A 24,342-nucleotide genomic window follows, 5' to 3' on the forward strand; every position below is an offset into this window, starting at 1 on the left:
GAATTCAGTTTATGTGTTTAATTTATCTTGCGTCCGGTTCACCCCGTCGACGTGAACTTGTTCAGCAACTTAATTATACCTTTGAAATTTTGCGTCCAGAGGTAGAAGAACAGTGGCAAGAGGGGGAGACGCCTCAAGACTATGTTCAGCGTCTTGCACGAGATAAATCTTTAGCTGGTGTTGCGATAGCACCCGATAATCAGCCTGTTTTGGGCGCTGATACTATCGTTGTTCTCGCAGGTAAAATTTTAGAAAAACCGCAAGATAGCCAGCACGCAGAAGCGATGCTAAGTGCATTATCGGGAAGAACCCATCAAGTCATGACGGCGATTGCCTTATCCAGTCGTCAACAGACGATGCAGTCACTAATTGTGACAGATGTGACATTCCGCGAGTTATCTTTGCTCGAAATACAGGATTATATACAGTCAGGTGAGCCAATGGATAAGGCAGGCGCTTATGGAATACAAGGAATTGGTGGGCGTTTTATACGTAAAATTAATGGCAGCTATCATGGGGTTGTTGGTTTACCACTGGTTGAAACAGACGAGCTAATTCAGCGATTTTTAGCGTTAAGTGATGGTAAGGGGAAGTCATGACAGCGGAACTATTAGTGAACATTACACCATCTGAAACGCGCGTTGCTTATATTGATGGTGGGATATTACAAGAAATTCATGTTGAACGAGAAGCGAAAAGAGGGCTAGTAGGGAATATTTACAAAGGCCGTGTGAGCCGCGTCTTACCAGGAATGCAGGCGGCCTTTGTTGATATTGGTCTAGATAAAGCGGCTTTTTTGCACGCGTCTGATATTATGCCTCACACGGAATGTATTGCGGGTGATGAGCAGAAAAACTTTCATGTCAGGGATATTGCAGAGCTGGTTAAGCAAGGACAAGATTTAATCGTCCAAGTCGTTAAGGACCCTCTTGGTACTAAAGGCGCTCGCCTTACTACGGACATTACTCTTCCTTCTCGCTATTTGGTCTTTATGCCAGGGGCTTCCCATGTTGGCGTTTCACAACGTATTGAAAGTGAAGATGAAAGAGAACGCTTAAAAGCCTGTGTTTCACAGTATTGTGATGAAAATGGCGGTTTTATCATTCGTACGGCAGCAGAAGGGGTCGGGGAAGAGGAAGTTAAACAGGATGCTGCATTCTTAAAGCGCCTGTGGGCGAAAGTGATTGAGCGAAAAAAACGTAATGTGACTCGCACAAAAATTTATGGTGAATTAGCGCTTGCCTTCCGTATTATCCGTGATTTTGCAGGCGCTCATCTTGACCGCATTCGTGTTGACTCTCGTTTGACCTATACTCAATTACAAGAGTTTATCGAAGAGTATGTGCCAGAAATGACAGCTAAGCTCGAACTCTATCAGGGAAATCAGCCGATATTTGACTTGTTTGACGTTGAAAACGAAATTCAGCGAGCAATGGATCGAAAAGTGGAATTGAAATCAGGTGGTTACTTGATTATCGATCAAACTGAAGCCATGACGACTATTGATATCAATACAGGGGCATTTGTTGGGCATCGTAACCTTGAAGAAACCATCTTCAATACCAATATCGAAGCCACTCAAGCGATAGCAAGGCAGCTGCGTTTACGCAACTTAGGCGGTATTATTATTATTGATTTTATTGACATGGCTGACCCAGAGCATCGTCGCCGTGTGCTAGCATCATTAGAGCAGGCATTGAGTAAAGATAAAGTCAAAACAACCATTAATGGTTTTTCGCAGCTAGGTTTAGTCGAAATGACGCGCAAGCGCACAAGAGAAAGCTTAGAACATGTGTTATGCGATGACTGCCCAACTTGCCAAGGACGTGGAACCGTTAAATCAGTCGAAACAGTATGTTATGAAATTTTACGTGAAATAGTTCGCGTGCACCGCACGATAGATGCCGATAGGTTCTTGGTTTATGCCTCTCAAGCGGTGGTAGATGTCCTTAAAGGGGATGAGTCACACGCCCTTGCAGAAGTTGAAATCTTTGTTGGGAAGCAAGTTAAAGTTCAGACTGAGCCTCTTTACAGTCAGGAACGTTTTGATGTCGTGATGATGTAATAAAGGAGATATGAGTGAGACGACTGCCACGTGTAGCACTGGTGACGACTGCGGTTATATTATTGCTGTGCGCATTAGTGTTGTCAGGGCTGCGTTTTCTTCTGCCAAATATCGATAATTATCGGCAAGACTTGGTCGATTACGTTGAAAAAAAGACCGATATGTCCGTGCAGCTTGGTAAAATCGAAGGGGCTTGGCAATCTTTTGGTCCTGCACTGACGTTATCTGATGTGGTTTTACAGAATCAAGCCATCGATGTCACAGCGAATACTATTAGGGTTGAATTAGATATCTGGAGCTCGTTATTTTCTCTACGCTGGCGTTTTCGTGACTTAACCTTTTACCAATTAAATGTGGATTATAAAATTCCTTTTAGCTTTGGAGACTCGTCGGAAGGCGGCTCTTTAGATGGGATTGAAGATCTATTTTTAAGGCAATTCGACCATTTCGTATTAAAAGAAAGCCAATTAACCTTTCTCACACCTTCTGAACAAAAAACAACGCTGATTTTACCTGAGCTTTCATGGCTTAATGACAATGAACGGCATCGTGCTCAAGGTTTTGTAAGCCTTGAAACCATTAATAAGCAGCATGGTTATCTGCAAGTAAAGCTTGATGTGTTAGATAAAAATGGCGTGTTAAGTGATGGGGTTTTTTATTTGCAAGCGGATAATATTGACATGCAGCCATGGCTTAGCCACTGGCTGCGTGATAATACCTCATTGCGGGATGCCAATTTTAGTTTGTCTTCTTGGGTAACCCTGAAAAATAACCGGATTGATAGTGGCCTTATTCAACTACGGCAAGGTGAAGCTAACTGGGGAACGGGCGAATTAGCGCAAAACTTGCAAGTCAATGATTTGCTTTTGCGAATGAAAAGGCAGGGGAATGGGTGGTTATTTAACATTCCTGAGCTTGATACTTTGAAAACCAATGAGTTTATCTGGCCGCAAGGGAGCGTCTCTGTCTTGTATTTGCCTGCCAGCAAGAAATATCAGGATAATGACCATTGGCGCATCCGTGCAAAAGATATTGAACTTGAACGTTTAAGCGAAGTTTTACCCACATTTTCCTTTTTAACCCCTGAAATGGTACAGGATTGGCAACACCGCCAACCAACGGGTGTGGTGAGTGAATTTGCGCTTGATATCACGCCAAATCTGCCTGAAAACGTACAATTTAACATGGACTGGCAAAATGTTAGCTGGAAAAAATGGAAAGAATTACCTTCGGTTAACCATTTTTCGGGGGCTTTAATTGGTGGAATGCAAAGTGGTGGTGCCACAGTTCGCTTACAAGATAGTGAAGTGGATTATCGTGATGAATTTAAAGCTCCTTTTTTGATAAAAACGGCAACAGGTCAATTCCATTGGGTCAATAATGACAGTGAATTTAAATTGTGGAGCCCATCATTAGATGTACAAGCTCAGTCTCTTTGGGCAAATGGTGAGTTTCGTTACGCAAAAGCGAAAAAAGGAAATTATGCGGATCTCGCGATCCTCGCAGGAATTCGTTTAGATGATGCGGGGGATGCATGGCGTTATTTCCCCCAAAAATTAATGGGCCAAGATGTGGCAGATTACCTGACGAAAGCGATTATCGCAGGTAGTGTAGATAACGCGACTTTAGTCTATAAAGGCGATCCTGCTCATTTTCCTTATGATGACAATGATGGGCAATTCCAAGTTTACGTCCCTCTGCGTGATGCCACATTTGAATATGACAGCGAATGGCCTGCGTTATTGAACTTGGATATGGATTTAGACTTCAGGCGTGCAGGGCTATATATGCATGCACCAACTGTGAAATTGGCGGATGCCACCGCAACCAATCTTGATGCTAATATCCCGGATTACACTAAAGAAATGTTGTATATCAATGCGGATATCAGTGGGACAGGAAAACAAATCCAACAATATTTTGTGCATACCCCGATGAACCACTCAATTGGCGATACGCTTGAAGAGTTACAAATTGGGGGAACAGTTAATGGGCAGTTGGGATTATCTATTCCACTGGTAGCGGGTAAGGACGTTGTTGCCAAAGGGAAGGTCAATCTCAATAAAAATGATTTATACATTCAGCCGATTGATAGCACTATTTCCGCTTTAACGGGTAGTTTTGAGTTTAACAATGGCGATTTACGCGGTGAAAACCTGCGGGGCCATTGGTTTGAACAGCCGATAACTGTCGACTTCACCACCACAGACCAAGCAAAAAATTATTTAGTGGATGTGAATATTAACGGAAACTGGGCGGTGAATAAGTTGGCAATGTTGCCTACTGAAATTAAGCAAAAAGTGTCAGGAACCACTGACTGGAAAAGCCAAGTCGCCATTACCATTCCAAATACGGCAAAAGAGCCAGTAGGTTTACAAATAGACGTCACCGCAGGGCTCAAACAACTGAGAAGCCAGCTACCCGCTATTGATAGCGCTCTATTAGCCGAGCTTGGGCAAATCAATGTTCAGGCGAAAGGAACGACAGAGCAGTTGGTGGTTGGTGGTGATATTGGTAAGCGCATTGGTTTTAATACTCAATGGGGGCTGAGTGATAAGCCTTTAAGCTTATTAAAAGCCCATGTTGCCCAATGGCGTAATGGCATTCCTGAATTACCTAAAAGCTCGACTTTTGTCGTTAATTTGCCAGCTATTACCGATATGAACTGGGAGAAATTAGCTGGGCTGTTAGTGTCTTCTCATAGCCGAGAAGGCGGTATGAATATTCGCTTACCTGACATGCTCGAGGTCAATATTCCATCTATTTATCTCGTAGGGCAGCAATGGAATGCAGTCAACTTTTCCTATGATCTACAACGGGCTGAGCAACTGGTTCATATCAATAGTGAAAACCTGAAAGGTTCGTTACAAATATTTGCTTCACAGCCTTGGCAGGTTGCCATTGATTATTTGTATTACAATCCCAGTGCTTCTACGAGCGCCCAAATTAATGACCTTGCCACAACCCAATTTGATTTTAGCCAATGGCCGCAATTACAGTTGCACTGTAAAGAGTGTTGGGTTGCTGGGCAGAAACTGGGGGAGATTAGCGCGAATATCCAACCTAAAGGGTCATTATTGCAATTGACGGGCGGTACGCTAGATAACAGTGTCACGAAATTAAAGCTAGATGCTATTTGGGACAGCAAAAAAGGCAACAAAACACAAGTTGCAGGCTCATTAACGGGTGATGCTTTCGACGAAACAGCGGCCTATTTTGGTATATTAGTTCCTATTATCCAATCACCTTATACTATTGAATTTGATTTAGATTGGGCCGATTTGCCTTGGTCACCCGATATTGCCTCTTTAAATGGTAAAATGTCTGTGAAATTGGGTAAAGGTGCGATTGCCCAAATGGGCGGTGGCCGGGCAGGGCAAATATTGCGTTTAGTCAGCTTTGACGCCTTGTTACGTAAACTACGATTTGATTTTAGCGACACGTTTAGTAATGACTTCGATTTTGACTCGATTAAAGGTGATGCGACGATTAAAAATGGTGTGTTGGTTTCGAAAAATACCTATGTTGATGGCTTAGTTGCAGACATTTCATTTGATGGTCAAATTGACCTTGTTAAACGCCAAATTAACGTTGAAGCCGTCATCACACCAGAAATATCTGCTACAGTAGGAGTAGCAACCGCGTTTGTGGTAAATCCATTTGCTGGGGCTGCGGTATTTGCAGCAACGAAAGTGCTCGGTCCATTATGGAGTAAAGTTTCTGTTATTCGTTACCGAGTAACTGGTAGCTTGGACGAGCCAAAAATTGATGAGGTATTACGTCAACTTAAGGAGACTCAAGAGTAATGAAAAATGGCAACGTTGCACTTTTGCAGTTATGTAGCGGAAATAATACTAAACACAATTTGGCGCAAATAGAACAACAAATCAAACAGTTACCCGAAACTGTTGAGTTAGTACTGACACCTGAAAACGCACTGTTATTTGCGGATGCAGCAACGTATCGCAAACAAGCTGAAGAGCAAGGAAAAGGTCCTTTGCAAAATGCGATCAGCGAAATGGCCAAACGTTATCATGTTTGGATTTTAATTGGCTCAATGCCAATGGTTAGCCGTGAAGATCCTGAGCGTATTACAAGTAGTAGCTTATTATTTGATTCAGAAGGAAATATTAAAGCACGCTACGACAAAATTCACATGTTTGATGTCAATATCGAAGACGAGCAAGGCACTTATAACGAGTCTGTAATTTATCAACGCGGTGAACATATTACCGTCGTTGATACACCCGTTGGTCGCCTTGGCATGACAATTTGTTATGATTTACGTTTTCCTGGTTTATTCCAAGCATTACGTGAGCAAGGCGCAGAAATTATCTCTGTACCCGCTGCATTTACCCGTTATACCGGCCAAGCACATTGGGAGCCATTATTACGCGCTCGTGCGATAGAAAACCAATGCTATATTTTAGCGCCTGCTCAAGTCGGTGTGCATGGTACCCGTCGCACATGGGGGCACAGCCTTGCAGTTGATGGGTGGGGTAAAGTGATGAAAAAGAACGTCGATGCAGTCGCTTCTACGGTACTGAATATTAAAACAGACAGCTTAAGTGTCATGCGTGAGCAAATTAAAGTGGTAAAACACAACCGCTTTAGACCGCAATTGACATCATTGATTAAAAAAGAAACCAAAGAGTAACGAATATGAGTTTAGCTTCTGTCAGCGAACATTTGCTGGCCGCCAACCGCCTTGGGCAAGAAAATCTGTATGACATTTTAGGTTTGTTATCTGAGCGCCATCTGGATTATGCGGATCTGTTCTTTCAATCGAGCTTCCATGAATCGTGGGTGCTTGAAGATAGGATCATCAAAGATGGCTCTTACAATATCGACCAAGGTGTTGGTGTGAGAGCTGTCAGTGGTGAAAAAACTGGGTTTGCATACGCAGACCAAATTTCGCTACATGCGCTGACACAAAGTGCGACTGCTGCACGCAGTATTGTGAATGAGCAAGGTTCTGGTAAATCACAAATTCTAACTAACGTTGAATATAAAAAACTGTATTCAATGGCAGACCCACTGCAAAGCTTATCGCGGGAACAAAAAATTGATTTACTGCATCGTGTTGACCAAATTGCTCGCGCAGAAGACCCGCGTGTCATTGAGGTCAATGCCAGTTTAACCGGTGTTTATGAGCAAGTGTTAGTCGCTGCAACAGACGGCACCTTAGCGGCAGATATTCGCCCATTAGTGCGTTTATCGGTCAGCGTGCTGGTGGAACATGACGGCAAGCGCGAACGCGGTGCGAGTGGCGGCGGTGGCCGTTATGGCTACGAGTATTTCTTGGAAATTCATCAAGGGCAAGTGGTTGCTGAGCAATATGCACGTGAAGCGGTGCGTATGGCGCTGGTGAACTTGTCTGCAATTGCCGCTCCTGCTGGAATGATGCCAGTTGTGCTGGGCGCTGGTTGGCCGGGGGTTCTATTACATGAAGCGGTGGGCCATGGCTTAGAAGGTGACTTTAACCGTCGCGGCACCTCTGTTTTTTCAGGTCAAATAGGTGAACAAGTGGCATCACCACTGTGCACTGTGGTGGATGATGGCACGATAGCAGGCCGTCGTGGTTCCCTTGCCATTGATGACGAAGGGGTACCCGGGCAGTATAACGTCCTAATAGAAAATGGTATTTTACGTAATTATATTCAAGATAAACTGAATGCACGCCTGATGGGAGTTGCTCCAACAGGTAATGCACGCCGTGAATCTTATGCACACTTACCTATGCCGCGTATGACCAATACTTACATGTTAGCAGGGGCATCAACGCCAGAAGAAATCATCGCAAGTGTGGATAAAGGCATATATGCACCAAACTTTGGTGGTGGTCAGGTAGATATCACCTCAGGTAAATTTGTATTTTCGACATCAGAAGCTTACCTGATTGAAAAGGGTAAGATTACTTCTCCTGTGAAAGGGGCAACGTTAATCGGCTCTGGTGTTGAAGCTATGCAGCAGATTTCAATGGTCGGTAATGACTTAGCGCTAGATAAAGGCGTTGGTGTCTGTGGTAAAGAAGGCCAAAGTGTGCCTGTTGGTGTGGGGCAGCCTACATTAAAACTGGACAAACTGACCGTTGGTGGTACCGCTTAATTTTCACGGTTATGATATAAATTAGGCTTTGCTCGCCCTTGTGACAAACTCTTGGAGATGTTGTGACTAGGGCGTTTGTGTGTCTGCAAAGCACAAAACAACTGAGGTGTTATGAATAAACGTATTTTACCCGTCGTGTTGATGGCTATTTTGATTGTGATTAGCCTGTATTTTAATGGTGGAGATAAAACCCCATCTGAGCCACCGGTTAATCAAAGTAATCCACCTTCTCGTGAAGCGATAACGCCAAAAGAAACAGCACAACCGATTGATAAACTAACCGCACAAGATAATGTCGTTAGTTTTATGGAAAAATATCAAAAACTTCCCGCTTTTTATATGACAAAGAAGCAAGCCCGTGAAGCTGGATGGGATGCGAAAAAAGGCAATCTTTGCGATGTATTACCAGGAAGAGCGATTGGCGGCGACCGTTTTTCTAACCGTGAGAAAGGGTTACCCATTGCACAAGGGCGCCAGTGGTTTGAAGCTGACATTAATTATCGCTGTGGCCATCGTGGGGCAGACCGTTTGCTATACTCATCTGATGGGATGATTTTTGTGACGCATGACCATTATAAGAGCTTTACACAAGTCAACTAAAGGAAAATCGTGATGAGCAAACAGGTGAGCTTTGATTTCAGGCAGATAAACTCATTGAATGATTTTTATGACCAATTTGCTCGACAATTTTCCCTTCCTGACTGGTTTGGTTGCAATCTTGATGCCCTGTGGGACATGGTTTCCGCAGGCATTGAGTTACCTGTAACCATCACGTTTTCACACATGACTGCGGAACAACGTATCCAATTCGCAGATGTTATTGATGTGATGAATGACGCACAAGATATGTGGGAAGAAGAGTTCATTTTTGCTTTAGATATAACAAAAAGCTCTAACTAATATTCCTATCACTCATGGTAAAGTCTAAATAAGATAACTGAGCTGATAGGGGTCTTTAGGATGAATAACGTTACCTGTACTGCATTTCCGCTAAAAGAAAAAAAATTCCTGATTGTTCACGGCTATACCGCATCCCCTGAAAAAAACTGGTTTCCATGGTTGAAATCAGAGCTCGAAGCTTTAGGCGCTTTTGTTAACGTGCCCACCATGCCTGACTCATTAGCCCCCAACCCTGAAAGATGGCAGCAGCGCTTACAACACTTGCCTTTTGATATTGATGAAAATACGGTTTTGATTGGCCATAGCTTAGGTTGCGTTACCGTATTACGATTTCTTCAAAATGCAGGGCAGCTGGTAGCGGGTTATGTATTGGTATCAGGGTTTGATGAAGAACAGCCTACATTGCCTGAATTACAGCACCACACAAGCGAACCATTGAATTATGATGAACTCATACAAGTGGCAAATAATCGAATATCGATTATATCAACCAATGATGAAATTGTGTCACCAGAGTCTTCGAAAGCATTGGCTAATGCCTTAAAAACACAGGTTATTATTGAAGGCTCAGCCGGTCATTTTCTTGATAGAGAAGGCTATACTGAGTTCAGAACACTACTTGATACGATCAAAACGCATTTTAGCTAGTTATGGTTGGTAAGAATACTAGGCACACTGGTTTTGAGTATTTCAATCAACTCTGGGTCCATATAGGGGTAATCATCAGGAATATCCAGAACATGAAGCGGTTTGTATTCCAAAAGGCGGGGGAAATCTGCTCTTAAGCGGTTTTTATGTTTTTGCTCCATCACAAAAATTACATCTGCCCAGCGGATTAAATCCGCATTAACAGGGCGCCTCGCATTGCGGCTCGTTCCCGCTGAACGGGTGACCCAACTTTCATGGTTGCGCCAGATCTGTTCAGCGGTTGGACTACGCCATTGGTTTTTACTGCAAATGAATAAAATATTCACGAGTTATTGTGTGTCTCTTCAAGGCTAATACGGGCAAGCTGTATATTACTCACTTGCGGGTATGCCATACCTAATTGGGCTGCACGGATCATTTTTTCGCTTCGACCGTACATCTGTTTCCAGTTTTTTTCAGGTGTATAGCAGTCAACTAGGCGTGAATTTAGTTGATCGCGGGATTTATTGATCCGAGCTTTGGCTCTGCGCCATGCTCTATTTCGGGTATTATCCATATCTTCCTCATTATTTATCGGGGTTCAGCAGCCGCGATAATACGGGTCAGAGTATGACTAACAATGGCATGATAGGTTGTTTCGGCAGCGCTATCAACACGCTGTTAGGTTTTTCAGATTATTGCTTAATTTACAAAGAAAAATCCCCTAGCCGCAGCATAGGGGATAATTCATTAAGCCATTTCAGAGAGATCTTTCAAGTATTGAAAGATTTGTCGATAGGCTTTTGGTGGTTTGTTACCTTCACGCTCTTTTTTCGCATTACGGACTAATGCACGCAGTTGTTGCCTGTCTGTTTGTGGGAACAGGGCAACCACGTCTTCAATGACTTCATCACCGCCATCTAATAAACGGGTACGTAAGTCTTCCAGTTTATGTAAAATGACCACTTGCTGGTTGTGACGGTTTTTAAGCTTATCCAGAGCCTCTGTAATTGGCTCAACTTCACGTGAACGTAATAATTTACCGATCAGTTGCAATTGGCGACGACGGCCTTCACGTTTGATTTTTTGGGCAAGTTCAATGGCTTCAAGTAATTGAGTATCTAACGGGATGCGCTCTAACTCACTTTTACTTAAATCTACGAGCTCAGCCCCTAACTTTTTGAGGATCTCAGCATCGCGTTTAATTTCGCTTTTACTGACCCAAATGATTTCCTCGTCTTCTTCGTCTTGCGGCGCTGGGATATCATCCAGCCAGTCATCAGGCTGTTTGGCCATATCGATTTTCCTTTTTACCGAACACAGTGGTTTAATTACGCGTAATTAATATGATTTACTGTGTTGTGAGTGTTAACATTCATCTATTATATATTGTAACTGGGAAAACCCCTCTATGACTACCTAGCATTTGCTTGTTAGGGCAGAAAATCACGTTTCCCCCACATTATTGATTGGACTAAAGCATGAGTGTAACTGAACAAGTCACCGAACAACGTAAAAAACTCGAAGAAGCCGTCGCACACGCATTAGAATTTGCCAAAACACGTTGTGATGCCGCGGAAGTCGCAGTAAACAAAAGCACAGGGATTAGTGTGAGTACCCGCCAAGGGGAAGTCGAAAATGTTGAGTTTAACAGTGATGGCGCGCTAGGGATCACCGTTTATCATCAACAACGTAAAGGCAGTGCGTCTTCTACAGACTTAAGCCCTGAAGCCATTGAACGGACTGTTCAGGCGGCAATTGATATTGCTAACTACACCTCAGAAGACCCGTGTGCAGGGCCAGCAGACAAATCTTTGCTGGCTTTTGAAGCACCAGACCTCAACCTGTTCCAAGCGAGCGAGCTTTCTCCTGAAGAAGCGATCCGCTTAGCGTCGATTGCGGAAATGTCAGCATTAAATGCAGACTCACGCATTGTAAACACGGAAGGTGGAAGTTTTAACGGCCACTATGGGGTTCGCGTATTTGGTAACTCCCATGGCATGTTGCAAAGTTACTGTTCTAGCCGTTATTCAATGTCGAGCTGTGTGATTGCTGAGCAAAATGGTGAAATGGAGCGTGATTACGCTTATACGATTGGCCGTAGCTTAGGGGCATTACAGTCGCCTGAGTGGGTTGGGCAGGAGTGTGCTCGCCGTACTTTATCTCGTTTATCGCCACGTAAATTACCGACAATGAAAGCCCCTGTTATTTTTGCAGCAGAAGTGGCAACTGGTCTATTTGGTCATTTAGTCGGCGCTATTAGCGGTAGCAGTATTTATCGTAAATCCTCTTTTTTATTGGATAGCTTAGGAAAGCAAATTTTACCAAGCTGGCTAACTATCAATGAGCAACCTCATTTAATGGGTGGGTTGGCGTCATCCCCTTTTGATAGCGAAGGTGTTCGTACCTGTGAACGCAATATTGTTGAAAATGGTGTTTTGCAAACGTGGTTGATGACCAGCTATTCCGCAAGAAAGTTAGGTCTGCAAAGTACGGGTCACGCGGGTGGCATCCATAACTGGCGTATTGCAGGGCAAGGCCTTTCTTTCGATGCATTGCTGAAACAAATGGGAACAGGGCTAATCGTTACTGAATTAATGGGCCAAGGGGTTAGTGGTATTACGGGGGATTACTCTCGTGGGGCTTCAGGTTTTTGGGTCGAAAACGGTGAAATTCAATACCCTGTGAGTGAGATTACCATTGCTGGGAACCTAAAAGATATGTGGGCGAATATGGTCACTATCGCTGATGATATTGAAACTCGTAGCAATATTCAGTGTGGTTCGGTATTGATCCCTGAAATGAGTATTGCGGGAGAATAGTTTTCTACTTTGCTCATTTTAAAGCAACAAAAAAGGCACTCAATTGAGTGCCTGAATATGTTAGAGGACTTACCAGAGTTTTTTAAATAAAACTTTTTTCGCTAAGCCTTCCTTAATTCAGCCGTTGTCGAGATTAACGGTGAAACTCACCAGCCGCTTCTGGCTGATAAACAATTTCAAGTACGCGAACACGTGTTTGAACGCCGTTTGGCAGTTCCCAGCTGATTTCATCGTTGACATGCAAGCCTAATAAGGCCGCACCAATCGGTGCCATAACAGACAGCTGCTCTGCGCTATCTTTCAGTGACGCCGGGTAAACTAAGGTACGTGTGCGCTCTTCGTTGCTGATTAAATCCAAAAAGCGAACGGTACTGTTCATCGTGACCACATCAGCAGGCATTTCTTGTGGGGTCAGAATATCCGCACGGTCAAGTTCATCATTGAGCGCATCGGCAACCGGTGTGCCCGCATAAGCCGGCTGTTCCATCAGTGCATCTAAACGTTCAGCATCTAAATCATTGATAATAATTGTTGGCTTTGTCATACCACACTCCAATAGAGACATACAAAGCAAACACCCCCCACCCATAAGGTAGGGGGTGTCGCTAGAAATAAGTTTGTTTAAAATATTAGGCGCTATACGCTTTAAAGGGAAGAGATCATGATCACGATCTCTAAGCCTACCTTTGTAAAAAATACAGATTGATATTTTTATCGTTAGGTTTGAATTGACTACTCTTCGTCAAACCCACTTTCGAACAGGTTAATAATTGCGGATAATGCCTGATTTTCATCTGGGCCGCTAACCTCAATATCAATATTACTGCCTTGTTCTGAGTCTAACATCAACATCGCAATAACGCTATCGGCCTCAGCCTCAATTTGATTATTATTACGCAAAATAACTCTTGAGTTAAATTGTTTAACTAAATCATAGAGTAACATAGCAGGCCTTGCATGCATTCCAAGCCGATTTTTGAGCGTTATTGTGGCTTTTACGGTCATTGCTGTTACTTGCGTTTTTCCAACGTTCTGTGGCGTGACTGCACATTTTTACCACGAGAGCGGAAATAGTCGGCAAGTTGTTCAGCGACATACACTGAACGGTGCTTACCCCCGGTACAGCCAATTGCGACAGTCAAGTAGCTACGGTTATTGGTTTCTAACATCGGTAACCATAATTCTAAATAGCTACGGGTTTGGTAAATGAAGTTATGGACTTCAGTATGCCTATCTAAGAATGCAGCCACGGGTCTATCAAGGCCTGTCATTGGACGCAATTTCGGATCCCAGTGCGGATTGGGCAAAAAGCGCACATCGAATACATAATCTGCATCAATAGGAATTCCATGTTTGAAGCCAAAAGATTCAAACACCATTGTCAGTTCACGCTCACGTTTGCCCATCAAACGTGTTCTTAGCATCTCAGCTAATTCATGAACGGACATTTCAGAAGTATCGATAACTAAATCAGCCCGAGAGCGTAAAGGCTCAAGTAGCTCATTTTCTTCATCTATTGCGCTTTCAAGTGAAAGATTTTTACTTGAAAGCGGGTGTAGTCGACGGGTATCACTGTAACGGCGAATAAGCGTGTTACGATCGGCATCTAGAAACAATAATTGAGGAGAGAAGGTTGAAGGTAATTTATCAATCGCTTCTTCGAAAATCTCTGGATTGTCGGGCATATTACGCACGTCGATGCTTACCGCTGCTGAAATATTACGATCAGCCAGTGAATTCGCTAACTCCGGTAGTAATACAACCGGTAGGTTATCTACGCAATAGAAACCCATATCTTCCAGCGCACGTAAGGCAACGGATTTCCCCGAACCGGAACGGCCGCTGACTATCATCAGCACCATGAGCTTGCTCCCTTTTGTTTCCTAATAATGTGCTTCTTGAAAAGCAGTATTTGCCAAATAATATTACTTAGAAACCATAACAATATCATTTGCATATGGCAAGATACATAATTTATCACTTACTCTGTAATTATGCGGTATAGCTCTTCATCACTTTGTGCACTGCGTAGGCGTTTACAGAGCGTTTTATCGGCTAATTTTTTGGCGATAAGCGACAATGTATGCAAGTGCGTTTTACATTGGTCTGATGGCACAAGTAACGCGAACAACAAGTCAACAGGCTGATTATCAATTGCATCAAACGCAATCGGCTCCTCTAAATGCAAAAAGACACCGACAGCACGACTACTTTCACCTTCGTTCAGCTTTCCATGAGGAATGGCAATACCACCACCAATACCTGTTGTGCCAACTTTTTCTCTGGTTAATAACGCTTCAAATACCGTATTTTCAGGTAATTCCAATTCAACGGCAGCCAGCTCACTAATAATTTCTAAAGCTCTTTTTTTACTGGTGCACACAATATTATTACGTGTACAGGCTGATGATAAAACAACGTTTAACTGGATTTCTATATCACTATTCATTTTATTGTTCACTTAGGACTACAAAACCAGATGGTGTATCCCACCATCTGGTTTGAAACATTATCCGGCTCATTAATAAGCCGTATCAATGTATTAATGTTGTCTCAGTTTTTCTTTATGTTTGGTTAATTGGCGCGACAGTTTGTCTACGAGTATATCTATAGCGGCGTACATATCGTTTTCTTCCGCTGATGCGTGGAGATCCGCTCCATTGACTTGCACGGTTGCTTCCGCAATTTGCTGAACTTTTTCAACTTTCAAGACAACTTGGATATTATTAATACGATCAAATAATTGTTCCAATTTTTTGAGTTTTTTCTCAACAGTCTCGCGCAATGCAGGAGTAACTTCAATATTGTGTCCAGTAATCTGAAATTCCATACAATCTTCCTTATTTTATCAATTAAACCAGTTGTTTACGCTGGTTAGAGGGCGGAATGGATAACGATTCTCGATACTTAGCAACAGTTCTGCGAGCGACTTGAATGCCTTGTTCAGCCAGCATACTCGTCAATTTACTGTCACTCAATGGTTTTGCTGGGTTTTCAGCAGCAACCAGTTTTTTCACCAATGCTCGAATTGCGGTTGAGGAGGCTTCGCCACCTGTGTCCGTATTAACATGGCTGGAGAAAAAATATTTCAACTCAAAAATGCCTCGTGGGCTATGGAGAAACTTTTGAGTTGTCACTCGTGAGATAGTTGATTCATGCATGTCCACTTGATAGGCGATATCGGCCAGTATCATCGGTTTCATGTACTCCTCTCCCAGCTCAAAGAATTCTTGTTGCTGTTCTACAATACAAGTCGCGACTTTTAATAGTGTCTCGTGGCGGCTCTCAAGGCTTTTAATCAACCATTTTGCATCTTGCAGATGACTACGAATATATTGGGAGTCATCTTCACTCGCTGAATTATTCAGCATCGAAGCATAATGGTTATTAATGCTTAGCTTAGGGATGCTATCTGTATTTAACTCAACTTGCCAGTGCCCTGCGATTTTTTTCACTAAAACATCAGGAATGACGTATTCCGATTCCCCGGTATTGATAGATTGGCCAGGTTTTGGATTCAACGTTAAAATCAGGTCTATTGCGGTTTTGAGCGCATCTTCTTTTAAGCGAGTTAATTTACCTAACTGGCGAAAATCACGGTTAGCCAGTAAATCAATATGGTTACTAATAATGAGCTTCGCATCTTGTAGCCCATCAGTTTCTTTAGGGTAGAGTGACAATTGAATTAATAAACACTCTTTTAAGTCTTGTGCTGCGACACCCAGTGGGTCGAAATGCTGAATACGTTTAAGGACAGCAATGACTTCCTCAATACTAATCTCTGGGTTATCAATCCCTTCATGTATATCAGAAACTGCTGTTGTCAGGTAACCGGAATCATCTATTGAATCAATAATAGCGGTGGCTATTGCCCTGTCCGTATCAGTAAAAGGGGTCAGCTCAGCTTGCCACGTCAGGTAATCTTGCAATGTTTGCGTTGTTTCACCTTGGTAAACAGGGAGTTCATCAAAATTATAATCATTACTGGTCCCTGACGGTGTTCCTGCCGTATATATTTCATCCCAATTAGTATCTAAAGGGAGTTCATCTGGCATATCATGGTTTTCGAGCGCGTCTTTGGTATCGAGCTCACTGGTATCGGAATTTTCATTTAGGGAGTCAATAGATTCAGACTCGGAATTTAACTCTTCTTGTTCAAGAAGTGGGTTGGTTTCCAAGGCGAGTTGAATTTCTTGCTGAAGCTCAAGTGTAGACAGCTGCAACAAGCGAATGGCTTGCTGCAATTGAGGGGTCATTGCAAGTTGTTGACTGACTCTAAGCTGCAAGCTTTGCTTCATGAATCTGTTTTATTCTCCCTAAAAAATGACGATACGCTAATTTATAACCGGAAACCTTCACCCAAGTATACACGTTTCACTTGTTCGTTCTCTAAGATCATGGTTGGTGACCCATGAGCAATTAAGTGTCCTTGGCTGACAATATAGGCTCTTTCACATACATCTAAGGTTTCACGCACGTTATGGTCGGTGATTAATACACCGAGGCCGTAATCCCTTAAGTGCTGAATGATTTTTTTGATATCTAAGACGGAAATAGGGTCAACACCCGCAAAAGGTTCGTCTAATAAAATAAATTTTGGGTTAGCTGCAAGTGCTCGAGCAATTTCAACACGGCGGCGTTCCCCACCGGATAGCGATTGCCCCATGCTGTCCCGAAGATGGGTAATACTAAATTCTTCCATCAGCTCTTCAGCACGCTCTTTACGTTGCTGAGAGTTCAAATCTTCGCGAATTTCTAACACAGCCATTAGGTTATCATAAACACTGAGGCGACGGAAAATGGAGGCTTCTTGAGGAAGATAGCCAATTCCACGGCGTGCACGTTCATGCAACGGTAGAAGGCTGATATCTTCACCATCAATCATAATTTTGCCAGCATCCCGCTGAACAATACCCACAACCATATAAAAGGTCGTTGTTTTACCGGCCCCGTTTGGTCCCAACAAGCCAACGATTTCACCTGATTTAACTTCCAGGCTGACATCTTCAACGACTTTACGTTTTTTATAGGCTTTAGCTAGATTCTCAGCGGTTAGTGTCGCCATAACAGTTATTTACTCTTACTTTCTGATGAATTTTTATTCGCTGCAGGGCCTTTTTCTTGCAATTGGGCTGGCAGTATTACGGTAGTGACGCGTTTGCCTTTATCACTAAATGCTTCCATTTGTTGCGTTGGCACGATATAGGTAATTTTGTCACCCTGAATATTGCTGTCTAATTGCTCAAGATAAGCATTGCCTGTTAATGTGACGAGTTGTTTATCAACCTCATAACGGGCTTTACTGGCATGGCCTTTAATTGGCTTGCCATCATCCTGCAACTGGTAAAAGGTAACTGGGGTCCCGAAGGCCTCAATCACAATTTTATCTGAGTCACTACTTGGGCGTGTAACAACCACTTTATTGGCTCTGATATCAATAGAGCCTTGTTTAATAACAACATCATCTGTAAAAGTGGTGACGTTTTTTTCTAAATCAAGAGATTGTTTGACCGAATTAATCGTCATTGGCTGCTGCGTATCACTTTTTAATGCCATCGCAGGTAGGCTAAGAGCCAAAATTGCACTGGCAACAGCTCCTTGAATAAAACGTTTCTTAGTTACTTGATTCATTTTAATGCTCTTCTGGTTGTAACACATAATGAGTTTTTACATCTTCGATTAATTCAGCCGTTCTTGTACGAAGGTTTCCCTTCATTTTCATACCAGTAGAATTGAGACCTTGTCCAACAATGGTCACTTTATCATCAGATGAAACGTCTTGTGTTGTCAAATTGACAACTGCACTCTCAGTTGTAATTCGTTGGATCTGCGAGTCTTTAGTTAAGCTATCAACTTGAACATCGCTATATAAATAGAGAATTCTATCGTTCGTTAACCTTGCTTTGAAAGCCTTAACTGTCCAGGTAGGCTCACCGGCTTCGTTATAAGTGGTTAGAACAGGTTTCGAAAACCACGTGATTTTCCCTTCAGTGTAGTTATCTATTTTATCTGAAACGAGTTTATACGCTAAATTACCCGTTGGATTATAGACAAAAGTCACTGAATCATCAGTTTGATAATTAGGTTGCCCATCATTAATTACTTTATCCTCTGCGCTGTCGGAATCATTACCCGCTAAATTCCAACCGATAAGTCCTAATACCACCAAGGATAAAATAATAATTAACCACTTCTTCGCATTGCTCATGAATTCAATCTATTCGTTATATTGATAAACCTTTTGCTTCTTCTAGTTTGTCTTGAGAAAGCAAAATAAGGTCACAAAGTTCGCGGACTGCACCTTTTCCCCCGCCAATACGAGTCACGTAATCCGCTTTCGGTAATAGCAAAGGGTGGGCATCAGCGACGGCGACGGATAAGCCTACTTTAGCCATAACAGGCCAGTCAATCAGGTCGTCCCCAATATAAGCTATTTCTTCATCTGATAATTGTAGTGTATCTAACAGTTCGTGATACGCCAAAAGCTTATCGCTTTGGCCTTGGTAAAGATATGTAATGCCTAATGTTTGGGCTCTATCTTCAAGAAGCTTCGCTTTTCTTCCTGTAATGATGGCGACTTCAATACCGGACGTTAATAAGCAACGTATCCCATAGCCGTCACGGACATTAAAGGCCTTGAGTTCTTCGCCATTATTTCCCATATAGACCAAGCCATCGGACATGACACCATCAACATCGCAGATCAGTAATTTGATTTTTTCTGCTTTGATTAAAACAGTATCGGCAACAGGGCCATAGCAGGTTTCCAAAAAGGTAGACGTCATGGTATTTCCTTCTGTTATACAACACCTGCTTGTAGCAGATCGTGCATATGTAGCACACCAACTAATTTGTTATCATTTGCGACTAATAACGAAGTCACGTGTCGAGACTGCATTAAATTGAGCGCTTCAACCGCTAACATGGTTGGCGATACCCGAATTCCACCCGGGGTCATTAAATCAGCAATTTTAGCGTTATTCAGGTCGATACCCATATCAAAAATACGGCGTAAATCCCCATCAGTGAAAATACCTTCAATATTCATGTCATCATCACAAATGACTGTCATACCCAGTTTTTTGCGGGTAATTTCCACTAAAGCCTCACGTAAAGACGCGCTTTTAGGAATATGGGGGATATCATCACCCGTATTCATTAAATCACGAACGAGGAGTAAAAGTTTGCGCCCAAGTGCGCCACCCGGATGCGAAAGCGCAAAATCATTAGCCGTGAAACCGCGCGCAGTTAATAAGGCAATCGCTAATGCATCTCCCATCACGAGTGTTGCTGTTGTACTCGTGGTAGGTGCAAGCCCTAAAGGGCAGGCTTCTTGAGGCACTTTGATGCACAAATGCACATCTGCATATTTTCCCATATTACTTTCAGGGTTGTTAGTCATACAGATTAAAGGCACTTTAATTCTTTTTAAAACAGGGAGTAAAGCTAAAATTTCCCCTGACTCCCCAGAATTTGAAATGGCTAACACAACATCTTTATGCGTAATCATCCCAAGGTCGCCGTGGCTAGCTTCTCCTGGATGAACAAAAAATGACGGCGTACCTGTGCTCGCTAGTGTGGCAGCAATTTTACGCCCAATATGCCCCGATTTCCCCATTCCCATTACGACGACTTTGCCTTCACAGTTAAAAATAAGCTGGCAAGCGCGGTCAAAATCAGTATTGATATATTGTTCTAGGTTTTTTAAACCTTCATGTTCGATATGGAGAACTTCTTTACCTACTTTCTGAAAATCGAAGTTTGACATTTCTAGTTCCATGCGTAGCTTTTAAGTTAATCGGATTAGCGAAATCAAATTGTATAACGAATACTTGGTATCAGTAAGTATTTTGTCAGTTAAGCACTTTTTAATGTTAGTTTTAGACTTAATAAGTATTTTTTGGCACTTCGATGTAGAATTTAATACGTATAAGATGGTTTTATTAGCATCTTGAACCAAAAAAAGATAGGCAAATTCGCGTATCCTCAGTTAGGTAAATCATAGCATTCTAAGAGCTATCTGCTGTTAATAGCGAAAGCTTTTGCTGACTATAAAGAAATTATATTGTTTTTTCTCTGTTTCCTTTAGGTAAAAACAAAGTTGTAATACTAAAAGTCATATTTTCGACGCTATAATACTATAAATTCTATTTTGTTGTGATATTTGACGATTTTCAGTTTATCTTTCGGTAACATCTGAACGGATAAAAATATTTACGCGTGGTGTATAACGAGTTATTTAACAATGCAAGCACAGACAGACAACTTAATTGAAGTACGGAACATGTCATTTACTCGAGGAAATCGGAAAATATTTGAAAATATTAATCTGACCGTTCCTCGTGGGAAAATTACGGCAATTATGGGGCCGTCAGGGATCGGTAAAACCACATTACTGCGCTTGATTGGTGGGCAATTACGGCCAAATGAAGGTGAAATTTGGTTTGATGGTGACAATATTCCTGCACTGTCACGCTCAAAACTGTATCAGTCTCGTAAAAAGATGAGCATGCTGTTTCAGTCGGGGGCGTTATTCACAGACATGGACGTATTCAATAATGTGGCTTTCCCGTTGCGTGAGCACACTAACCTGCCTGAATCGCTGATCCATACTACAGTGATGATGAAATTAGAGGCGGTTGGCTTGCGAGGAGCCGCAAAATTAATGCCATCTGAGTTATCGGGAGGTATGGCTAGGCGGGCAGCTTTAGCGCGTGCTATCGCTCTAGATCCTGATTTAATCATGTTTGATGAGCCTTTTGTTGGTCAAGATCCGATTACTATGGGTGTTTTGGTTAAATTGATTGATGAGCTTAATCAAGCATTGGGTGTCACCTGTGTCGTGGTTTCCCATGATGTTCCAGAGGTATTGAGCATTGCAGATAATGCTTATATTGTTGCGCAGCAGCATGTCATTGCTCAGGGAACGGGTGAAGAATTGCGTGAAAACCAAGACCCTCGTGTGCGACAATTCCTTGATGGTATTGCGGATGGGCCTGTTCCATTTCGTTTTCCCGCCAATGATTATCTAGCTGATTTATTAGGGTAAATAAAATGATAATAAAGGCGATTGCAGCCTTCGGACGCCGATGGATTGACATATTTTCCGCGTTTGGTCGAGCAGGCTACATGCTGTTTCGCGCCTTACTTGGCAAACCAGAGTTTCGTAAACAATGGCCATTATTGATGAAGCAATTGTACGCCATTGGTGTGCAGTCATTGCTGATCGTTGCCGTCTCAGGGTTATTTATTGGGATGGTTTTAGGGTTACAAGGTTATTTGGTTCTCACGACGTTTAGTGCTGAAGCTAGCTTAGGTATGATGGTGGCGCTTTCACTATTGCGTGAACTAGGCCCTGTTGTGACTGCCTTGTTGTTTGCCGGACGAGCGGGTTCAGCGTTAACAGCTGAAATTGGCTTAATGAAAGCGACTGAACAGATTTCTAGCCTTGAAATGATGGCAGTTGACCCTCTTAGGCGTGTCATCGCCCCACGTTTTTGGGCTGGTTTTATTAGTATGCCATTGTTATCTCTAATTTTTGTTGCTGTCGGTATTTTAGGTGGTGCATTAGTTGGGGTTGACTGGAAGGGTATTGATGAAGGCTTTTTTTGGGCTTCAATGCAATCTTCCATTGATTGGCGGCTAGATTTAGTCAACTGTGTGATCAAAAGCTTAGTCTTTGCCATCACGGTTACTTGGATCGCATTATTTAATGGCTATGATGCCATCCCAACTTCGGAGGGGATAAGCCAAGCTACAACAAGAACAGTTGTACATGCGTCATTGTCTGTTTTAGGACTGGATTTCGTACTTACCGCACTGATGTTTGGGAACTAAGTCATGCAAAGTAAAAAAAGTGAAATATGGGTTGGTTGTTTTATGTTGCTGGCGATTGCCGCAATTATCTTTTTATGTTTAAAAGTCGCTGATTTAAAATCGATAGGAAGCCAATCCACCTATCAAATATCAGCATCTTTTGAAAATATTGGTGGCTTAAAAGAAGGCTCTCCAATCAAAGTGGGCGGTGTGGTGATTGGTCGAGTTGCCAGTATCACATTAGATAAAAAAAATTATGTTCCTGAAGTGAAAATTGATTTATTGAGTGAATACGACAATATTCCTGATTCGAGCTCACTGTCAATTCGCACATCAGGTTTGTTGGGTGAACAGTATATTGCAATGAATATCGGCCCAGATGATGAAGAATTAGGTATCGCAATCTTAAAAAATGGCGGGCGCCTTGAAGATACGAAGCCAGCTATGGTATTAGAAGACTTAATTGGCCAGTTTTTATATAAAAGTGGTGATAGCCAAGGTGCAGAGCCAGAGTCAACTGCACAGTAATTTGATGCTCCCTTTGAAGAATAAAGGAATGAATTATGTTTAAACGTTTAATGATGGTTGCTATGTTGGCAATTGCGCCATTTGCCATGGCAGTAGACCAAACCAACCCTTATAAATTAATGGATGAAGCGGCGGCGAAAACGTTTAACCGCTTGAAATCAGAGCAACCAAAAATTAAGCAAGACCCCGAGTATCTCAGAACAATTGTTCGTGAGGAACTATTACCTTATGTACAAGTTAAATATGCAGGGGCTTTGGTGCTAGGAACCTATTATAAAGGGGCTACCCCTGCCCAGCGCGAGGCTTACTTCAACGCGTTTGAAGATTACCTTGAGCAAGTTTATGGCCAAGCATTGGCGATGTATCATGGCCAAACGTATCAAATTGCACCAGAGCAACCACTGGGTGATAAAAACATTGTGGCTATCCGTGTGACGATTATTGATACCAACGGTCGTCCTCCCGTACGTTTAGATTTCCAATGGCGAAAAAATAGCAAAACAGGTTATTGGCAAGCTTACGACATGATTGCAGAAGGCGTGAGCATGATTACGACTAAGCAAAATGAATGGGGTGATATTCTACGTAAGCAGGGTGTCGATGGCTTAACAAAACAGTTAGAAATCAGTGCAAAAGCGCCAATTACTTTAGAAGAGAAAAAGTAATATGAGTCAGTTGTTAGCATGGGAACTCAATGAAACAACACTGTATCTCACCGGGACATTAGACCGTGATTCGTTAATGTCGTTTTGGGATAAAAAAAACTCATCGCTGGAACAGGTTGAAAATATAGATGTTTCTGGTCTTAAGCACGTGGACTCAACAGGGTTAGCGATGCTGGTTCGCTTAAAAAGTGAACTCCAAGCTAAAAACCGTTCACTGAATATTATCGGTGTCAGTGATAACTTGAATACATTGATTGAACTATATGGGGTTCAAGCGATTATCCTCAATTAGGTTAAACATCCTAAATTGGGTCAAGTTATGTAAAAATAAGCGCCTCTATGTGCTTTTCGGCACGAGAGGCGTTTTCTTTGGTTTAAGTGTTGAGCCTAATCCTTTAGGATAGGGGATTAAGCTCTGAGTATTCTTATTGGGATGCTTCTGTACGCTATGCATGCAATTTGCACTATTTAGAGTAAAATTATAAATCACAAATAATTAATAAATTGAGTCATTATGGATACCAACGAAATTAAGCAAGTATTGATGGAAAAACTGTCTCTGAATGAGGCTATTGTTACTGGTGATGGTAGCCACTTTCAGGTTATTGCTGTCGGTGACATGTTTGACGGTATGAGCCGTGTTAAGCAACAGCAAGCAATTTATGCGCCTTTAATGGAGTATATTGCGGATAACCGCATCCATGCTCTGTCTATTAAAGCGTACACCCCTGCGCAATGGGAGCGCGATCGTAAACTTAGTGGTCTTTGATTTCAAAGCCTAAGCGAACAGACTGTAAAATTCGACATACGA

29 protein-coding genes are annotated in these 24,342 nt (G+C 42.4%); 15 read left to right on the forward strand and 14 right to left on the reverse strand.

The window, feature by feature from the left end; genetic code table 11:
• The first annotated feature begins 11 nt into the window (after positions 1 to 11).
• The 8 genes from PR809_RS12745 (at position 12) to PR809_RS12780 (ending at position 9,721) form a co-directional block, all read left to right on the forward strand.
• Entirely contained in the window at positions 12 to 599 is a 588-nt protein-coding gene (locus PR809_RS12745) for a Maf family protein (RefSeq protein ID WP_102137947.1), read from the forward strand.
• Positions 596 to 2,065: a ribonuclease G gene (gene rng / locus PR809_RS12750; protein ID WP_102137946.1), complete on the forward strand. Its 1,470-nt coding sequence runs from the start codon at positions 596 to 598 to the stop codon at positions 2,063 to 2,065. Before PR809_RS12745 ends, rng begins: the two co-directional genes overlap by 4 nt.
• Positions 2,066 to 2,079: 14 nt before the next feature.
• Positions 2,080 to 5,871 carry an AsmA2 domain-containing protein YhdP gene (gene yhdP / locus PR809_RS12755; protein ID WP_206276201.1) on the forward strand — a complete coding sequence of 1,264 codons (3,792 nt, stop codon included), beginning with the start codon at positions 2,080 to 2,082 and terminating at the stop codon, positions 5,869 to 5,871.
• Entirely contained in the window at positions 5,871 to 6,722 is an 852-nt protein-coding gene (gene nit1 / locus PR809_RS12760) for a deaminated glutathione amidase (RefSeq protein WP_166264311.1), read from the forward strand. Before yhdP ends, nit1 begins: the two co-directional genes overlap by 1 nt.
• Positions 6,723 to 6,727: 5 nt before the next feature.
• Positions 6,728 to 8,173: a metalloprotease TldD gene (gene tldD / locus PR809_RS12765; protein ID WP_102137943.1), complete on the forward strand. Its 1,446-nt coding sequence runs from the start codon at positions 6,728 to 6,730 to the stop codon at positions 8,171 to 8,173.
• Between the two features lie 111 nt (positions 8,174 to 8,284).
• Positions 8,285 to 8,773, forward strand: coding sequence for a ribonuclease domain-containing protein (locus PR809_RS12770; RefSeq protein ID WP_102137942.1), 489 nt, complete (start codon positions 8,285 to 8,287; stop codon positions 8,771 to 8,773).
• Between the two features lie 12 nt (positions 8,774 to 8,785).
• Positions 8,786 to 9,073: a barstar family protein gene (locus PR809_RS12775; RefSeq protein ID WP_195697724.1), complete on the forward strand. Its 288-nt coding sequence runs from the start codon at positions 8,786 to 8,788 to the stop codon at positions 9,071 to 9,073.
• A gap of 60 nt (positions 9,074 to 9,133) precedes the next feature.
• Positions 9,134 to 9,721 (forward strand): RBBP9/YdeN family alpha/beta hydrolase, encoded by a 588-nt coding sequence (locus PR809_RS12780; protein ID WP_102137940.1) that lies wholly within the window; start codon positions 9,134 to 9,136, stop codon positions 9,719 to 9,721.
• Here the strand turns inward: PR809_RS12780 and PR809_RS12785 are convergent.
• The 3 genes from PR809_RS12785 to yjgA all read right to left on the reverse strand — a co-directional run bounded on the left by PR809_RS12785 (position 9,718) and on the right by yjgA (position 10,996).
• A complete protein-coding gene (locus PR809_RS12785) occupies positions 9,718 to 10,047 on the reverse strand; it encodes a low molecular weight protein tyrosine phosphatase family protein (protein WP_102137939.1) in 330 nt (109 codons plus the stop codon). The two genes, PR809_RS12780 and PR809_RS12785, sit on opposite strands and share 4 nt — an antisense overlap.
• A complete protein-coding gene (locus tag PR809_RS12790; protein WP_102137938.1) occupies positions 10,044 to 10,277 on the reverse strand; it encodes a hypothetical protein in 234 nt (77 codons plus the stop codon). The genes PR809_RS12785 and PR809_RS12790 overlap by 4 nt, the downstream gene beginning before the upstream one ends.
• 173 nt (positions 10,278 to 10,450) lie before the next feature.
• The gene (yjgA, locus tag PR809_RS12795) at positions 10,451 to 10,996 is read right to left on the reverse strand and encodes a ribosome biogenesis factor YjgA (RefSeq protein ID WP_004258329.1); all 546 of its coding nucleotides are present in this window, start codon (positions 10,994 to 10,996) and stop codon (positions 10,451 to 10,453) included.
• Positions 10,997 to 11,181: 185 nt separating this feature from the next.
• Here yjgA and pmbA point away from each other — a divergent pair, with 185 nt between their 5' ends.
• Positions 11,182 to 12,522 carry a metalloprotease PmbA gene (gene pmbA, locus PR809_RS12800; protein WP_102137937.1) on the forward strand — a complete coding sequence of 447 codons (1,341 nt, stop codon included), beginning with the start codon at positions 11,182 to 11,184 and terminating at the stop codon, positions 12,520 to 12,522.
• 133 nt (positions 12,523 to 12,655) lie between these two features.
• On the opposite strand, the gene rnk is transcribed toward pmbA, so the two are convergent.
• The 11 genes from rnk to kdsD form a co-directional block, all read right to left on the reverse strand.
• The gene (gene rnk, locus PR809_RS12805; protein WP_102137936.1) at positions 12,656 to 13,066 is read right to left on the reverse strand and encodes a nucleoside diphosphate kinase regulator; all 411 of its coding nucleotides are present in this window, start codon (positions 13,064 to 13,066) and stop codon (positions 12,656 to 12,658) included.
• 188 nt (positions 13,067 to 13,254) lie between these two features.
• Positions 13,255 to 13,527 carry a PTS phosphocarrier protein NPr gene (gene npr, locus PR809_RS12810; protein ID WP_102137935.1) on the reverse strand — a complete coding sequence of 91 codons (273 nt, stop codon included), beginning with the start codon at positions 13,525 to 13,527 and terminating at the stop codon, positions 13,255 to 13,257.
• 5 nt (positions 13,528 to 13,532) lie between these two features.
• Positions 13,533 to 14,384, reverse strand: coding sequence for an RNase adapter RapZ (gene rapZ, locus PR809_RS12815; RefSeq protein WP_004258318.1), 852 nt, complete (start codon positions 14,382 to 14,384; stop codon positions 13,533 to 13,535).
• A 119-nt stretch (positions 14,385 to 14,503) separates the two neighbouring features.
• Positions 14,504 to 14,971 (reverse strand): PTS IIA-like nitrogen regulatory protein PtsN, encoded by a 468-nt coding sequence (gene ptsN / locus PR809_RS12820; protein ID WP_102137934.1) that lies wholly within the window; start codon positions 14,969 to 14,971, stop codon positions 14,504 to 14,506.
• 93 nt (positions 14,972 to 15,064) lie between these two features.
• Entirely contained in the window at positions 15,065 to 15,352 is a 288-nt protein-coding gene (hpf, locus tag PR809_RS12825; protein ID WP_102137933.1) for a ribosome hibernation promoting factor, read from the reverse strand.
• Between the two features lie 22 nt (positions 15,353 to 15,374).
• The gene (gene rpoN, locus PR809_RS12830) at positions 15,375 to 16,820 is read right to left on the reverse strand and encodes an RNA polymerase factor sigma-54 (protein ID WP_102137932.1); all 1,446 of its coding nucleotides are present in this window, start codon (positions 16,818 to 16,820) and stop codon (positions 15,375 to 15,377) included.
• 41 nt (positions 16,821 to 16,861) lie between these two features.
• Positions 16,862 to 17,587, reverse strand: coding sequence for an LPS export ABC transporter ATP-binding protein (lptB, locus tag PR809_RS12835; protein ID WP_166264317.1), 726 nt, complete (start codon positions 17,585 to 17,587; stop codon positions 16,862 to 16,864).
• A gap of 5 nt (positions 17,588 to 17,592) precedes the next feature.
• Positions 17,593 to 18,153, reverse strand: a complete 561-nt coding sequence (lptA, locus tag PR809_RS12840; RefSeq protein ID WP_102137930.1) for a lipopolysaccharide ABC transporter substrate-binding protein LptA — start codon at positions 18,151 to 18,153, stop codon at positions 17,593 to 17,595.
• A 1-nt stretch (position 18,154) separates the two neighbouring features.
• The gene (gene lptC, locus PR809_RS12845) at positions 18,155 to 18,730 is read right to left on the reverse strand and encodes an LPS export ABC transporter periplasmic protein LptC (RefSeq protein ID WP_102137929.1); all 576 of its coding nucleotides are present in this window, start codon (positions 18,728 to 18,730) and stop codon (positions 18,155 to 18,157) included.
• 16 nt (positions 18,731 to 18,746) lie between these two features.
• Positions 18,747 to 19,307: a 3-deoxy-manno-octulosonate-8-phosphatase KdsC gene (gene kdsC, locus PR809_RS12850; RefSeq protein WP_102137928.1), complete on the reverse strand. Its 561-nt coding sequence runs from the start codon at positions 19,305 to 19,307 to the stop codon at positions 18,747 to 18,749.
• Positions 19,308 to 19,321: 14 nt separating this feature from the next.
• A complete protein-coding gene (kdsD, locus tag PR809_RS12855; RefSeq protein WP_166264319.1) occupies positions 19,322 to 20,290 on the reverse strand; it encodes an arabinose-5-phosphate isomerase KdsD in 969 nt (322 codons plus the stop codon).
• 477 nt (positions 20,291 to 20,767) lie between these two features.
• Here kdsD and mlaF point away from each other — a divergent pair, with 477 nt between their 5' ends.
• The 6 genes from mlaF (at position 20,768) to ibaG (ending at position 24,300) form a co-directional block, all read left to right on the forward strand.
• The gene (gene mlaF, locus PR809_RS12860) at positions 20,768 to 21,571 is read left to right on the forward strand and encodes a phospholipid ABC transporter ATP-binding protein MlaF (protein ID WP_102137926.1); all 804 of its coding nucleotides are present in this window, start codon (positions 20,768 to 20,770) and stop codon (positions 21,569 to 21,571) included.
• 5 nt (positions 21,572 to 21,576) lie between these two features.
• Positions 21,577 to 22,359: a lipid asymmetry maintenance ABC transporter permease subunit MlaE gene (mlaE, locus tag PR809_RS12865; RefSeq protein WP_102137925.1), complete on the forward strand. Its 783-nt coding sequence runs from the start codon at positions 21,577 to 21,579 to the stop codon at positions 22,357 to 22,359.
• Positions 22,360 to 22,362: 3 nt separating this feature from the next.
• Positions 22,363 to 22,866, forward strand: a complete 504-nt coding sequence (gene mlaD / locus PR809_RS12870) for an outer membrane lipid asymmetry maintenance protein MlaD (protein ID WP_102137924.1) — start codon at positions 22,363 to 22,365, stop codon at positions 22,864 to 22,866.
• 35 nt (positions 22,867 to 22,901) lie between these two features.
• On the forward strand, positions 22,902 to 23,531 hold the full coding sequence (gene mlaC, locus PR809_RS12875; protein ID WP_102137923.1) for a phospholipid-binding protein MlaC: 630 nt from the start codon (positions 22,902 to 22,904) through the stop codon (positions 23,529 to 23,531).
• A gap of 1 nt (position 23,532) precedes the next feature.
• Positions 23,533 to 23,823 (forward strand): lipid asymmetry maintenance protein MlaB, encoded by a 291-nt coding sequence (gene mlaB / locus PR809_RS12880; RefSeq protein ID WP_102137922.1) that lies wholly within the window; start codon positions 23,533 to 23,535, stop codon positions 23,821 to 23,823.
• A gap of 222 nt (positions 23,824 to 24,045) precedes the next feature.
• On the forward strand, positions 24,046 to 24,300 hold the full coding sequence (ibaG, locus tag PR809_RS12885) for a BolA family iron metabolism protein IbaG (protein WP_004258269.1): 255 nt from the start codon (positions 24,046 to 24,048) through the stop codon (positions 24,298 to 24,300).
• Positions 24,301 to 24,342 lie beyond the last annotated feature (42 nt).

Origin of the sequence: Providencia sp. PROV201, assembly GCF_028479545.1 — a bacterium.
GTDB lineage: Bacteria > Pseudomonadota > Gammaproteobacteria > Enterobacterales > Enterobacteriaceae > Providencia > Providencia huaxiensis.